At 39.9% G+C, this 15108-nt stretch carries 9 protein-coding genes and 1 tRNA gene; 4 read left to right on the top strand and 6 right to left on the bottom strand.

All coding sequences use genetic code 11. The features are described 5' to 3' along the window. Window positions 1–21 precede the first annotated feature (21 nt). Complete coding sequence (locus J8L98_RS03700; RefSeq protein WP_348771886.1) at window positions 22–2988, top strand: EAL domain-containing protein; 2967 nt, start codon at window positions 22–24, stop codon at window positions 2986–2988. 11 nt (window positions 2989–2999) lie between these two features. Here the strand turns inward: J8L98_RS03700 and J8L98_RS03695 are convergent, their stop codons facing one another. The 4 genes from J8L98_RS03695 to J8L98_RS03680 all read right to left on the bottom strand — a co-directional run bounded on the left by J8L98_RS03695 (window position 3000) and on the right by J8L98_RS03680 (window position 8632). Continuing rightward, window positions 3000–4079 (bottom strand): M12 family metallopeptidase, encoded by a 1080-nt coding sequence (locus J8L98_RS03695; protein WP_210995350.1) that lies wholly within the window; start codon window positions 4077–4079, stop codon window positions 3000–3002. A gap of 97 nt (window positions 4080–4176) precedes the next feature. Next, complete coding sequence (locus J8L98_RS03690) at window positions 4177–5832, bottom strand: alkaline phosphatase (protein ID WP_192508480.1); 1656 nt, start codon at window positions 5830–5832, stop codon at window positions 4177–4179. 109 nt (window positions 5833–5941) lie between these two features. After that, window positions 5942–7138, bottom strand: coding sequence for a cation:proton antiporter (locus J8L98_RS03685; protein ID WP_247682426.1), 1197 nt, complete (start codon window positions 7136–7138; stop codon window positions 5942–5944). Between the two features lie 111 nt (window positions 7139–7249). Next, window positions 7250–8632: a DEAD/DEAH box helicase gene (locus J8L98_RS03680; RefSeq protein WP_210995349.1), complete on the bottom strand. Its 1383-nt coding sequence runs from the start codon at window positions 8630–8632 to the stop codon at window positions 7250–7252. Window positions 8633–8950: 318 nt separating this feature from the next. Here J8L98_RS03680 and J8L98_RS03675 point away from each other — a divergent pair, with 318 nt between their 5' ends. Both J8L98_RS03675 and J8L98_RS03670 read left to right on the top strand, forming a co-directional pair. Then, window positions 8951–11497 carry an Ig-like domain-containing protein gene (locus J8L98_RS03675; RefSeq protein ID WP_210995348.1) on the top strand — a complete coding sequence of 849 codons (2547 nt, stop codon included), beginning with the start codon at window positions 8951–8953 and terminating at the stop codon, window positions 11495–11497. Window positions 11498–11639: 142 nt separating this feature from the next. Continuing rightward, window positions 11640–12023: a hypothetical protein gene (locus tag J8L98_RS03670; RefSeq protein WP_210995347.1), complete on the top strand. Its 384-nt coding sequence runs from the start codon at window positions 11640–11642 to the stop codon at window positions 12021–12023. A 113-nt stretch (window positions 12024–12136) separates the two neighbouring features. Here the strand turns inward: J8L98_RS03670 and J8L98_RS03665 are convergent, their stop codons facing one another. Beyond that, window positions 12137–13960: a HAMP domain-containing sensor histidine kinase gene (locus J8L98_RS03665; protein WP_210995346.1), complete on the bottom strand. Its 1824-nt coding sequence runs from the start codon at window positions 13958–13960 to the stop codon at window positions 12137–12139. Between the two features lie 244 nt (window positions 13961–14204). Continuing rightward, window positions 14205–14289: transfer RNA gene (locus J8L98_RS03660), tRNA-Leu, on the bottom strand. 321 nt (window positions 14290–14610) lie between these two features. Here J8L98_RS03660 and J8L98_RS03655 point away from each other — a divergent pair. Next, entirely contained in the window at window positions 14611–15108 is a 498-nt protein-coding gene (locus J8L98_RS03655; protein ID WP_210995345.1) for an RDD family protein, read from the top strand.

Below are 15108 nucleotides of genomic sequence, written 5' to 3'. Positions count from 1 at the left end.
ATCTGTGTACCTGGACTTTTGGTGATTTTAGCCCAATTACTTGAAGAACATTCAGAAATACTACAGCAAAGTGAGTTTAAAGCGATATTATTAGCGGAGCATATTGCCGCGGTACAACAAAATGACATTAGCGAAACAAAAGCACTACTCTCCCAGCTCGCCCGTCATCCAGAATTGAATACCACAATATCCGAGCAATGCCCTTCAATTTTACGATATGCACAAACCCTCTCTTCAAGAATTGCAAATATTGGCATAGTATCCCCAGAAGGGAATGTGTTGTGCACCATAGTCAGTAACGTAAAACCAATCAATATCAGCGACCGAAAATACTTTCAAGAAGCGAATAAAACAAAACGTTTTACTGTCGGGCAATTTCAACATGATAGATCACTAAACAAAGCCACGGTTAACTTTGCGATACCTGTTATTGATGAAAATAATAATATTCGGCACACCATCGTCGTCGCTCAATCCCTCACTAAGTGGAGTCATGCACTTGCAAAGCTTTCTTTACCCGTTGACAGTGAGGTTATGATAAGTGATGCACAACATAATGTTATTGCCCACTACCCGTTTCAACCAGCGCAACTCGGCCGGCCCTTAAAAGAGTTCTGGCCTAGCACTTTGGATACTGCACAGGTATTAAAAGATGGCAATGACCAAAGTAGAATATATTTGCAGCTTCCTCTTGAGCAAAGTAAACCCTTAACGAGCTTATATATCCACTTTTCACTGCCATTTGAGGATGCAGTAAATCGAGCTAATAGTAAAGTTGCAACCACACTAATACTCTTCATATTGGCTATTTTATTGATAATTTGGCAGGCTAAATGGCAACTCAACCGAGTGTTACTACAACCTTTCAAAGCCCTTCAAGATGCGATAGCACAAGTAACAAAAGGTGAAATAGCTCAATGGGAAAACAAACAGTCGAGTCCTGAGTTTTATGTGATCACACAACAATTTGAGCACATGGCGTATACAAGACTCAATGCAGAGCAAGCACTCACTCACAAACATGCTGAATTAATCGCTTTGCTCACTGCATTACCAGACAGTTACTTACGAGTAAATAAGGACGGAGAGATTTTAATGTCTCATGGTCCATTTTCAAAATCAGCGTCCTCAATTGACGTGATATTTCCCGAGCATGTTTTTAAACGCATCATGGCACAACTTGCGTTATTAGAAGAGCAACCTTACAGTCAACTTGAGTTTTCACATTTAAATACAGATAACATACAGCATATTTATGAGTGCAGAATTAATCACATAAGTGAGCACCAACAGGCTATTTTAGTGATAAGAGATATTAGTCAGCGAAAAGAGCACGAAGAAGCAATTAGCTTGGCTGCGCTTGTTTATAATAACAGCAGCGAGTGTATGGTTATCACTGACGCAAATGGTTTTATTCTTGACACTAATCCAGCATTTAGCCAAGTAACAGGGTTTAAAAGAGAAGAAGCCCTCGGTAAAGCAACCAGTATTTTAAGTTCTGGTAAGCATGACAAACACTTTTATACACAAATGTGGCAACAATTATGTGAGCAAGGATATTGGCAAGGCGAGATAATTAATCGCCGTAAAGATGGTGAGCTTTACACCGAATGGTTAACAATCAATACCGTGTATAATCAATATAACGAAGCGTATCGTCGCGTTGCTATTTTCACAGATATTACTGATCGCAAACGCAAAGATGAATTAATCTGGCGTCAAGCTCACTTTGACCAACTCACCGAGCTTGCGAACCGCAGAGAACTAAAACGACACTTAAAAATTCAGCTGGAAAATACCGCAGTAAAAGTCGGAATACTCTTACTCGATTTGGACCACTTTAAAGACATAAATGACACTCTAGGCCATTATTTCGGCGATAAATTATTAACTGAGGTTGCCAATCGATTAACAGCATTAACACCTTCTTGTAGTTTGATCTCTCGAATTGGCGGCGATGAATTTGTACTGGTCACAAACACCAATCACACCACCGCATTAACTAAATTAGCAAACGCCGTACTCGCCCAACTAAAGCCCAGTATTCAAATTGACAATGAGCAGTGCCATATTAGCGCAAGTATTGGCATTGCACATGCTCCCAGTGATGGTGACAGCAGTGAATTACTACTCAAAGCTGCTGATCAAGCTATGTATGAAGCAAAACAACATGGTCGAAACGGATTTGCATTTTTCAGTGCACAAATGCGTGAACAAGCAGAGCACCGAATGGCGCTTTTGAAAGATTTACGGGTCGCATTAGCTCAACAGCAGTTTGCTTTATATTACCAACCAATTGTAAAAATGACGGACCAATCCATTGTTAAAGCTGAAGCCCTGATCCGCTGGCTTCATCCTGATAAAGGCATCGTCAGCCCAGCTCTATTTATTCCTTTGGCTGAAGAGACTCAGTTAATACACGGTATGGGCGAATTTATATTCAATAGTGCATGCGATACGCTCTGCACCCTTAATCAATTAGGTCATCAGGTACAGCTCAGTATCAATGTATCACCGGTTCAATTTACGGCAAAGCACAGTACCCTCAATAATTGGCATCAACAACTCAATGCCAAAGGATTAACCGCTGAGCAGTTCGTTATTGAAATCACCGAGGGTCTAATGATGAATGCACTGCCTCGTACCCAACAGCGGCTAGCCGCTTTAACTAAGCAAGGGTTCGCTTTAGCACTGGATGACTTTGGTACTGGCTATTCCTCGCTCGCCTATTTGAAGCAGATGGATACCGATTTCATTAAAATTGACAAACGCTTTGTGGATGGAATTGCCAACAGTGCCGACGATTTAGCTTTGTGTGAAGCGATGATAATGATGGCTCATCAATTGGGCTTAAAAGTGATTGCAGAGGGGATTGAAACAGCTACTCAACATCAATTGTTACTGCAAGCAGGCTGTGATTTTGGGCAAGGGTTTTATTACGCTAAACCCATGCCCCTAGATGCATTTGTTAAATTACTCAATAAGTAGCTGAGAGAACGCTAATCTCTTGGCCCTCTATCGCAATCATCTGATGTATCTCTTGGCAAGTACACTGTATTACTAAAGGGGCCACAATACCCCTGAACAGATTCACATAACCTTACTTTGACACTGCTATTAGAATAGATTTTTATTGATGTCTCTCCAAATCTAAAGTCACTATCTCTATTGAACTCATTATCTAAGTAAATTTCCGCATAATATTCATAGTAACCCCCTTGTTTTGGCATACTCCAATATAAATCGTAGTTCCCTCCACATTGACCGGAACTTGCTCGTAGCTTCGGCGTAATACCATACATATTCTGTAAAGTGCTAATATCTGCACTACTTAAAGAGTTGCTACCTAAAACTAGGTTGGGATCGTTTATTACTGTTATAGTTGGTTTGGTTTTATCTATCGCCCAGCTATAGTTCGAATAATGCATGATAGACTTGTAATCATAGTTGCCAACATTACTACCAACTTGTTTATTAAAATTATGCTTTTTTTCTTCTGTAATGTTGTCCCAATGTATCAAAATGTGGTTATCTCTATCCGAACGAGATTGCTCATGCCAAAAACCTAGCGCATGTAATAATTCATGGATGATAATACCACTTGTAAAGCAACCATTACCCAACCCGAGTTCTTGTATCCCACCTACTTTACCTACTTGCGAATAGCACTCACTATCACCACTTTTAACTATTTCGATGATATCCTTTTCTGATTGAGACTCTTTGAAACGTACTCCTGAAGAGCGTTCAACAACTGACATTGCGTGATATACTGCCTGCCTCTGCCGAAAATCTAATTCGTTAAATCGAAAATAAGCAATTGAATCATCTCCGTTACGCCACCTATAATTGCTAGGTTTTACTATAGCCATAGGGGATATATCAAATACATCTCTAATATTAACACCGGAAACCAATATATCACCTTGATATAAAATCTTTCCATTTTTATTTTCAACTTTAACTTTCTGATTTATTTCTTGATCTAACTCATCAACGCCTTCAATTATATATTCGTTATTATTAGCATTAATTTGGCTAGATAAAAGCAAGAATAAAAATGTAAATTTAAACCTCATAAAAACTCCCTATAAAATGAGGTTTAAATATAACCAGAAAACATTAAACAATTATTGATTTTCTAGATAATTGTTCAAAAAATACTATTTTAATATTTTATTTAAGTTCTAACGCAGCCATCATTTTATTAGAAATATCAACATGATGTTGTAAAGTAGAAAACTGCTTAGTGACGCCTTCTGGACCAAAAGCATAAACAGGGACTGGTGCTGCTGTATGCGTACCAGTTCCCCACACAACATTTTGCTGACTCGCCACTGCGCGCGCTATTTTACCTGTAAAATCTTCACCACCGTATACGTAGAACTCTGAAAAATCATTAAAATAAGGAAGTGGTTTATCATCAGCCCCTACTTTATACGACTCATCAATTTTATCAGCTTGCTCTAATGTGACTGTATATGGTGTCAATTCTTCTATGGCTTTTTGCCACTGTACATCTGTGCTATTACTATAATCGGTATCGGCATTAACGGCACCCATCACATCGAAGAATGTACCTTTTTGTTCGTATAAATTATCCAGAATATTTAAAGATCCAAAATTAAAATTAGGCTTGTAATCTCGATTATTCATACCATCTCCCGGGAGAGAAACCGGTTCAGGTTTATTAACATTTGAATAACTGAATCCAAAGCTCCCCGTTTCATGATCTGCGGTCACCACCACTAATGTATCATTACGATCTTTGACCCACTCATGCACAGCTTCAACGGCTTCATCAAACTTTAAAAGCTCATTAAGCATCCAGCCAGCATCGTTTGCATGCCCAGCCCAATCTATTTGCCCACCTTCAATCATTAAGAAAAATCCATCTTCATCTTTAGATAAAATATCCAATGCTTTAACGGTCATTTCTTTTAATGATGGCTGAGTACAACTGTTATTTGCCTGACATGCTTTATATGCAATGCCATCATCCATACCTGAATTTGCAAATAAGCCCAATAACTTATCTGCATCACTATTTTGCAACTGTGCTTTGTCAAAAGCCAATGCGTATCCATATTGCTCTTTCGCAGCTAATACAATATTTTTATCATCATTGCGTTTCGACTTTTTGTATACGCTCGCTGGCATCCCCAAATCAGCAAGTACTTTTTGATCTGCTTCATCTGTTTTAATATCTGATGGAATAAAGACTCGCGCTCCGCCCGATAATAATACATCAACCATACCGGTATTTACGAGTTGTTCAGCAATCTCAGGTTCCATAGAGCGATGTGGTTGGTGCGCTGCAAATGCAGCTGGCGTAGCATGAGTAATACGTGTATCTGAGACCAGGCCTGTTGCTTTACCCGCTTTTTTCGCTTTTTCTAAAATAGTTTCTACAATGTTACCTTGCTCATCAAGACCGATCATTTCAGAGCCAGCAGCCATACCCGTTGCCAATTGCGTCGCGGAACAAGCCGAGTCTGTCACTAACATGCCGTTTTCCCCATGCGGAGCATTTAATGAAAGCCCCATGTGTCCTGCGTCTGCTAACTTGGATAAAGCCGTTTGATTTCCACGAGCGTTATAAGTCGAATTTGGTGCTCGGCGAGCATACTCTTCCAGTAAACCAACTTGCTGTGCACCCATGCCGTCACCTATCATTAAAATTACATTTTTCACTGACGTTACTGGTGTGGGTGCAACTTCTTTTATAACCTCTTTTTCTACTTCTTTGATCACTTCAACCGTTTTAGTATCATCGTTGCATGCAGTGAGTAAAACAGCAGATACTGCTAATGTTATTAGTTTCTTTTTCATGGTCTTCCCGTAACGTATGAGCAAATTAGTCTTATGCAATTAAAAATCGATGCTCATTTTAGGGACGTATAATGACTTTTTTATTTCATTTACATGACGTTTTGAGTACTTACTCCAATCCTTTAAAACTCAAAGAAACCGGCCGAGTAGATATACCGTGTACGAAAATGCTCAGTAAAACACTGTAGATGGCGACTTCAGTAATTAGCGCTCCTTCCTCTCCTGTCATTACTGATAATAACATTAGGGTAAAAACCACGGTTGCCAACCCTTTAGGACCAAACCACGCTAACGTGAGCCGTTCATGTATCGTAGTATCACTGTGCAGCAAGCTCAGCATTACTGGAAGTATCCTGACCACTGAAATTGCTAACACAGCAAACACCATCGCATCAACATTGACCCCATTGCTCAACAGTGAAGTGCATACAATACCAAATAACGTCCATATTAATAATGTCGCAAAATCGGCTAAATGCTCACTCTCTTCAATCAATTGATCTTTCACCTCATCATCATAAAAGCGGTCAAATAGCAAACCACTTACAAAAGCGGCGATAAAACCACTACCATGTAGTGCTTGTGCCAGTGAAAAAACAAGTAATGCAACACCAACAAACAAAAAAGGGCTTGTCGTCGTCGCAAAAAAATGGTGATGCTTAGCCTTTTTTATTAGCAAAATTGAAAGCCACGTCACCGTGATTGCGATCACACAAGCAATGCTTAACTCTCTGAAAAACAACCAAGATAACGTTGATAATTCGGCACTCTCATGATTTACGAAAATTCCCAACATAAATAAAAAAAGCGGTACACATAATCCATCATTTAAGCCACTTTCTACGTTAGTCGCTTCCCTCAACCTTATTGGCACCCGCTTTTCTGTCAAAAATCCTTTACACAAAGCGGCATCGGTAGGCGCAATGATCACGGCAAGTAAAGTAGCTCCAACCCAAGTGATCGGTAATAACCAATAAGCAAATATAGCCCCAAAAAGCACCGTTAAAGGCAGCCCAATCAGTAATAATCGTAACGGCAATTGATAGGACTCATAAAGTATACGCAATCGTGTCTTTGCAGCGTCACTAAAAAGAACCACTGCCAATGTAACTTCAACGACAGGTAAAACTATCGAGGCGTCTAACAGAGTAGAAGTGCTTTCATAAGGGAGTAATAATGCGAGTAATGCACCAAATGACACAAACAATATGGGGGCGGTGACTTCCGCCTTGGCAAGCTGCCGGACACTAATGGAATATATAAACAGAACAAGGCCTATGCTGGCCAAAACATAATAAATCATCATTATCCTTATCAAGTAGTTTGTTACTACTATCAATGAATAATGATGATAAGCAAGTTAAATCACCTTATTTTATCGCTGCGTCACACTATATTAAGTACGTTTCACTGGCAGCTATGACGCCTTAGGTTTGGGCGCCGAAAAACGTCGACGTTTAGGCTTGGCATTGGTCGGGTTATCAATTGCAGCTTTTACATGTGACTTTGCTGGGCTTCCTCCATTTCCACGTGGTTTATGCTTGCTTTGTCCTTGCTTCGCTTTATTTGATGGACTTTGCCCTTGAACTTGATCACTGTGGGTTTTCGGTTTCTTTGCCTTTTTAGGTTTCACTGGGCGTGTATCCAATGCTTTTTCAGGAACAGGGTGTTGCGGTAAAAAGCCATCTTCTTCAGCTCTTGGGATCAAAGCGCCAATAAAACGTTCAATGCCATACAAATCAACTGCGTCATCGGCAGTTACAAATGAAATTGCTTGACCATCACTTCCTGCTCGCCCAGTACGCCCTATACGATGAACATAATCCTCATAAATATTTGGTAAGTCATAGTTAACCACATAAGGCAGTTCTGCAATATCTAATCCGCGCGCGACGATATCTGTTGCCACAAGCACATTGACTTCGCCTGTTTTAAACCCATTGAGTGCTTTTACGCGTGCTGATTGAGATTTATTCCCATGAATTGCAGCTCCGGTTATTTTATCACGCTCTAACTGCGTGACTAACCGGTTTGCACCATGCTTAGTACGACAAAACACCAATACTTGCTGCCATTTGTTGGTTCTAATTAAGTGGCTCAATAGCTTAGTTTTCTGGGGCTTATCTACGGCATATGCAAACTGAGTTACAGTCTTCGAGGCTGCATTTTTTGGTGTCACGGATATTTCAATTGGCGATACAATCAGCCCTTTGGCTAACTCTCGAATTGGATCTGAAAACGTCGCTGAAAATAGTAAGTTCTGGCGCGTTTTCGGCAATACCTTAATAATGCGTTTAATATCATGAATAAAGCCCATATCAAGCATACGATCGGCTTCATCCAACACCAATGTACGTAATTGATTGAACTTAACAGCATTTTGGCTATAGAGATCAAGCAACCTCCCAGGCGTAGCGATGAGAATATCCACGCCTTTACGCAATTGAATCATCTGAGGGTTTATTTTCACACCACCATATACAACCGCAGAACGTAAGCGTGTTCCTTGACTATATGCTTCCACGTTTTCGGCTATTTGCAAAGCCAACTCTCGTGTTGGAGCTAACACTAACGCCAATGCTTGATTAGCACGTGGACGGTCCTCTTTTAACAATTGTTCGATAAGCGGTAACGTAAAAGCAGCTGTTTTACCTGTACCCGTTTGTGCCGCAGCCATCACATCTTGCCCTGATAAAACCGCAGGGATCCCTTTAGCTTGAATCGCTGTTGGGGTTGTGTAGCCTTTATCTGTAATACTTTGAACAATTGATGGTGACAAACCCAAATCTGAAAACGTCATTTAAACTCTCATGTGTTGGGGCTTATCTTCAACAAATAGATAGGAAAACCACAGCGGCATAAGCCCTAACAAATGAAAACAATGTGACATCTGCTAAGCCGACTGCACTTACACAGGCTGTTGAATATCTTGATGCTGTTGTAAGAAAATCAAGTATAACAGATCGCTACCTAATCCCCTATTTTCTGCCATATTTATTAACCTCTTTAGACTAAACAAACAGTTTGGTTACAACAATACAATTGATCAACATTTAGCTTACATATATGCTGAACTTTGCTTTTGAGCAAAAAAACACAACTGTAAAGGAAAATTAAGATGAAATTTAACACCAACAAGGTGCTACATAGTGCAGTAATAGGGCTATGCTCCTTACCCTTTTATTCATTTGCTTATGATTGCCAAGGTATTGAACCATGGTCGAGTAATAATACCTATGTCGCAGACAACTTTGTCACTCAAAATAACACCGCATATAAAGCCAAGTGGTGGACACAAGCAGAATCTCCAGCAGACAATTCCACCCCATATGCAGTGTGGCAAGATTTAGGGGCATGTGGAGGTAATCAAGCGCCAGAAGTTACCCTGCTCTCACCCGCTAACGGCTCAACTTTACCCATAAATGACAGCGCTGTTTTTAGTGCACAAGCAACTGATCCTGATGGCACAATCACACAGGTTGAGTTTTTCGTAAGTGGTCTATCGGCTGGTATTGATACACAAGCGCCATTTCAAGTTACCTGGCAAACACAAGCAGGACAGTATCAAGTAACCGCAGTGGCCACAGATAATGTAGGCGCAAGTACCACCAGCACAGCTGCAACATTAACAGTCTCTGATGGTATGCCCAATGTCAGCCCGACAATTGAATTAACTGCACCGCTTAATAACGCACAATATAGGCAAGGTGAGCAAGTTAAAATTGCAGCTTCCGCAGCCGACTCCGATGGCCAAGTAACGAATGTAACTTTCTGGGTCAATGATACATTACTTGCAACAGATGACAGTGCGCCGTATGAAACACTTTGGAATGCAACCGTAGGCAATCAACAAATTAAAGCGATTGTTAAAGATAATAAAAATGCCACGGCATCTGCGATTGCCACTATTTCGGTATCACAGCCAGGGTCGGGTGGATGTGCAAACATTCCAAACTATCAAGCAAGTGGCAATTATAGTACAGGCGATGTGGTAGCACACAATAACAACAAATATCGCTGTGATATTGGACCTTGGTGTAGCTCTGACGCTCTATGGGCTTATGAACCAGGTGTTGGTCAAGCATGGACTGACGCTTGGACAGACCAAGGTATATGTGCGATTAAACCGACCATAACCTTTAATTCACCAGCGGCAAACAGCACATTATTAAAAGGCCGTAATTATGATATCGCAGTGGCGGCATCTGATGCTGATGGTCAAGTCAGTCAAGTAGATATTTATGCTGGTAATGGTTTGCTAGCGAGCTTAACGCAAGCACCATATCAGGTTAATTGGGTACCTCAACAATTGGGAGCCATCCAGCTTAAAGCGATTGCGACCGATGATGAAGGTAATCAAACAACGAACTCTCAAGTCGTTACCATAACAGACAAATCAATCGTCAGCTCAATTACCTCCCCAGTTGCAGGAAGCCAGCTAGCCTTAGGTAGTTCAACGCAGTTGACCGCTGATGCATCAGCCTTAATAGGACAAGTAACACAAGTCAGCTTTGCGGTAGATGGGGTTTTGGTTGCTACTGACACCACAGCTCCGTACTCTACACAATACACTCCAGCGAGTTTAGGCAATAAAACCATTACGGCCATTGCTCAAGATAATCTAGGAAACCAAGCAACTAGCGAAGGTATTAGTGTTAAAGTGATTGACACGCCCATAGCTAAAACACACAAACTAATTGGTTACTGGCATAACTTTGTTAATCCAGCTGGCTGTCCACTGCCACTCGATCAAATCTCACCTGCATGGGATATTATTGATATTGCATTTGCCGACAATGATCGTAACTCAAACGGTACGGTTCATTTCAACTTATTTGAAAAAGACATTCACTCTAACTGCCCAGCAATTGACCCAGTGAAGTTCAAACAAGATATGCAAGCACTTCAGGCACAAGGAAAAGTGTTTGTATTAAGCCTTGGAGGTGCAGAAGGTACTATCACATTAAATACCGACAGTGATGAAGTGAACTTTGTATCAAGCCTTACCGCGATTATCAATGAATGGGGATTTGATGGCTTAGACATTGACCTTGAAAGTGGTTCGAATCTCATGCACGGTACGCAAATTCAAGCTAGGTTACCTCGTGCATTAAAAGAAATTGAGCAAAACATTGGCGGGGATATGGTCCTTACCATGGCACCAGAGCACCCCTACGTTCACGGTGGTATGGTTGCATATACCGGTATATGGGGCGCTTACATTCCACTTATAAATGAACTTCGCGACACATTGGATCTACTTCATGTACAACTGTACAACAATGGCGGGCTACCAAATCCATATCAACCAGGTAGTGCACCAGAAGGCTCCGTTAATATGATGGTTGCACATGCTAAAATGTTACTTGAAGGGTTTGAATTAGCCAACGGTACACGCTTTGCGCCACTACGTGATGACCAAGTTGCAATTGGCCTTCCATCTGGTCCTCAGTCTGCAAACTCAGGACAAGCACCCATAGGTAACATTATTGCTGCATTAGACTGCCTAGTTAAAGGCATTAATTGCTCTACCATTGTACCAGCTAAAAATGCCCCGAACTTTGGCGGCGTAATGACTTGGTCTATTAACTGGGACAAATTTGACGGTTATAACTTCTCAAAACCCATTGGGGACAAATTAACCAGTTTAAATCAAGGAAAGTAATACACTAAACCTCTTAAGACAGAGCTGCACAAAAATACCTGCTCTGTCTTACGCCACAGCCAAGCTGGGTCTTGACTCAAATCATGCTGTCGTGTTATTTACCCCTACATCAAATTAATCTCGAATGTAATGAGGTAGCATCATGCATATCCACGGCTTTGTAGAATATACATGGCAAGACGATATACTGTGCTTAAATGTATCAGGCCCTTTTAATATGAAAGGCGTAACTGAAGCATTTGAACAACTGAAAACAACCGTCAATAGCTCACAACATGAGCAATGGTATCGTATTGAGGAACTTGATCCTGAAACGCTAGGCTGTTTGGAGGTTATGAAGGTTATTCGAGATTCATATATCTGGTCATTAGAGCATGGATGTTTGTTTATTGCGGTTGTGTGTAGTCATAGTGTACAAATGAACTTGCTAGAAAGTTTTATTGAAAGAACGAATTTACCTATTAAAGGTTTTTTTTGTGCAAAAGCAGCCAGGCTCGCAATTGAAGCGCTTAGAAATAAACCATAAAATAAATGAAGTAGGCACAAAAATATAGGCATGATCACTCATCACTTATTTTGTCTAACCTGCTCAATCAATTAACCACTGAATAAATAATGCCAGGATTACCCATTTTACGATCAGCTGGCAATACCTTCATCTGTTGTGTAACGATACTTGGTATTTTCTAATATAATATGCAAACATGCGCCGCCGTGATCTGGACTTAGCATTTTCACCTCTCCTTTTAGCTTTTGCGTAACTAGGTTATACACAATACTTAGCCCTAATCCCGTCCCTCCATCATGTCGCTTAGTGGTAATAAATGGCTCAAAAATAACTGAGATCAACTCTTTATCAATACCATTACCATCATCTTTAAAATACACGTGAACAAAATCATTAACGACCATCGCTGAAACAAGGATAGTTAGCGGCCTACTCGGCACCTTGGCATGGCTAATACTATTATTAATACAATAACTTAAAATTTGACAAAACGTCGCTGGGTAACTATCCAAAACCAAATTGTCTGGTATTTCGACTTCAACCGAATACTGTTCTGGGAATAACTCCGATTGATAACAATCAAACACCCCTGTTACAAGTGTCTTCAAATTAAATTCGTCGAGATTATCATATTGTTGATGTACGGCGACTTTTTTAAAATCATCGATTAAAGAAGCGGTTCTTAATAGGTTGTTCTCTAGAAGAAATAAAGCCGACTCAGCTTCAGTTATCAACTTTGTCAGTGCCTGCTTTTGTAATAGGCCTGACTCTAAATCAGCTTTGATCACTTGAACTTGCTCTTTTAAGTGAGATTGACTTGTAATTGCAATGCCCAATGGAGTATTTAGTTCATGGGCAAAGCCACTAACCATATTACCTAAACTTGCTATTTTAGCTTCCTCAATGAGTCGAGTCTGAGCCGCACTTAAACGAGATAGTAGTGTTTCAATGAAGGCAAACAAACCATCTAACTGGTGACCTATTTGTGCAATTTCATCATCACCAAACAGATCTGCTCTTAGCGAAAAATCCTCATCTTTCGTTACCCGTTGTAATACTTTGTTGATTTTTAATATATGTTTTGAGACTCGATTATTGAGATAGTTCAGTAATATCAAACATCCTATACTGATTAAAATTATTCCTATAAGCGCACTAAAAACGAGAGATAGCTTATTATCGTGGCGCATCTTAGATAAGCTTTCGTTTAAAATCTTACTGTGGGTTTTTACTGCTTGAATATTTTCATACATTTTGGCCCTTAGCCCCTGCTTATGGGTTAAGCCTTGTTGCTGTATTAATGAAACATATTCTAGAAAACCGTGTTGATATTTCGCTAAATACTGTAAATAAAACCCTGCTTGTTTCGCAAATGATGCTTCTATCAACTCTGTAGCTCTCTCAAAGTGCTGTTGATGTAACGTTAGGTAATGTGGTTTGAAGCGCAGTAAGTAATCTTTCTCAGCACGCCTTAATTCCAAAATTAAAATTTCCAATTGAGGAAGCGACTCTTGGGTAGCAATAGACTGCAGTCGATGTGCATGGTATCGAAACTCCCCATAAACCCCCTCAGTTTCATTGTAACCGAGCTTAGTTTGAGACTGTTCAAATAGACCAAGTACATGGCGAAATTTTTTTATTTTTTCATCAATTTTACTCAATTGAGTCACATGCTCGGGCTCGTCAAGAATGAGTGTTAATAGGTGATTAAATTGATCTTGATAACTTAAAAATAAAGGTGCTATGGCTTGTGCCAAATGCACTTCTCTTTCAACCACATAACGTTCTTGATGTTCAATTAAGCGGTTAATTGAACCTTCAAAATCGCTAAGAGCTCTCTCAAGTTTAATTCCATTCGTTACTTCTGTGTATAAAAACCAACTTACAATACACACAACCAAAGTACTTATAAACGCAGCCCCTTTAAACAATAACACTGAATGTCTTAACTGCACACAACTCACCTAGCTGCTATCACTGCACTAAGTTTAGCTCAGAAAAGGGACTGTGTCGTAAATACTAAACTATGATAAAAGTAAATTTAAAGATCATTTGACCTTTGATGATTAAGACGCATGGTGTCAATGCGTTAGATTAATAATGAATATTACTGTAGAAGCGATAATTTTAGAAGTTGATGAAAAACTTCAAATTTCAGGCAAGAAAAAACCCGCTGATAAATCAGCGGGCTATAAAAAGTGGTACCAGTGGGCGGACTTGAACCGCCACGCCCGAAGGCAACGGATTTTGAATCCGTCATGTCTACCAATTCCATCACACTGGCATAATTTTTCTTTCATCTTCTAAAACAAGAGAAAATAAAGAAAAACCACTTTGAGCTAAGGCTTTGTTTGTATGCCCTCGTCTCTATGCCATGCATTATACAAATATAACTCAGCCCGGCAAGCTGTTTTTTGCAATTTCATATCAACAGACTAACAAATGTACAAATAGTGTAATATTCACCCAGAAAGAACATACTTATTACGCCTATTTTTACCTAACCAGTAAACAGTTTACAAATTTCAATAGGCTTCGCCATTAGTAAACGCTTTGTGTAGAATAGTACTAGTTTTTATTTCTCTATGACACTGTGAGTATTGTTATGTCAGACTTCCCTAAAGCGGGTCTTCGTCGTCGCTTAGCGTCGTTAATGTATGATGGCCTTGTGGTCATCGCATTTGCTATGTTAACGACCATCGTTTATTTAATCATTATACAGAGCTTCATCTCGGCTGGCATACTCCAACTCGGAGAACATAAAGACGTATCGGCCTTCATTCAAAACTCAACACTACTTTATAGCCTTCGTGCAATCTTACTCGTACTCGTTAGTCTATTGTTTTTTAGTTACTTCTGGACCAAGAGTGGACAAACAATTGGTATGCGTGCATGGAGACTAAAGGTGCAAACACAGGACGGAAATCTGCTTTCGTGGAAAACAGCAATGTTACGCAGCTTAACAGCGCTATTAGGGTTAGGTAACTTATTTGTGTTAATTGACTTTAAGAAAAAGCGCGCATTACAAGATTACCTGTGCGGCACTGAAGTTATATTTTTAAGTAAAGAAGAAAATAAAAAAGTATACAATAGCTTAGATTAA

It is taken from the genome of Pseudoalteromonas sp. MMG013 (assembly GCF_018100885.1).
Taxonomy (GTDB): domain Bacteria; phylum Pseudomonadota; class Gammaproteobacteria; order Enterobacterales; family Alteromonadaceae; genus Pseudoalteromonas; species Pseudoalteromonas aurantia.
The sequence above is the reverse complement of the archived record's forward strand: the minus strand, read 5'-3'. Positions and strand labels throughout refer to the sequence as shown.

Excerpts from the sequence above, each read along its gene's own strand:
- J8L98_RS03690 (WP_192508480.1), bottom strand. The coding sequence starts at position 5,832 with ATGAAAAAGAAACTAATAACATTAGCAGTATCTGCTGTTTTACTCACT.
- J8L98_RS03675 (WP_210995348.1), top strand. The coding sequence starts at position 8,951 with ATGAAATTTAACACCAACAAGGTGCTACATAGTGCAGTAATAGGGCTA.
- J8L98_RS03685 (WP_247682426.1), bottom strand. The coding sequence starts at position 7,138 with ATGATGATTTATTATGTTTTGGCCAGCATAGGCCTTGTTCTGTTTATA.
- J8L98_RS03655 (WP_210995345.1), top strand. The coding sequence starts at position 14,611 with ATGTCAGACTTCCCTAAAGCGGGTCTTCGTCGTCGCTTAGCGTCGTTA.
- J8L98_RS03695 (WP_210995350.1), bottom strand. The coding sequence starts at position 4,079 with ATGAGGTTTAAATTTACATTTTTATTCTTGCTTTTATCTAGCCAAATT.
- J8L98_RS03680 (WP_210995349.1), bottom strand. The coding sequence starts at position 8,632 with ATGACGTTTTCAGATTTGGGTTTGTCACCATCAATTGTTCAAAGTATT.
- J8L98_RS03670 (WP_210995347.1), top strand. The coding sequence starts at position 11,640 with ATGCATATCCACGGCTTTGTAGAATATACATGGCAAGACGATATACTG.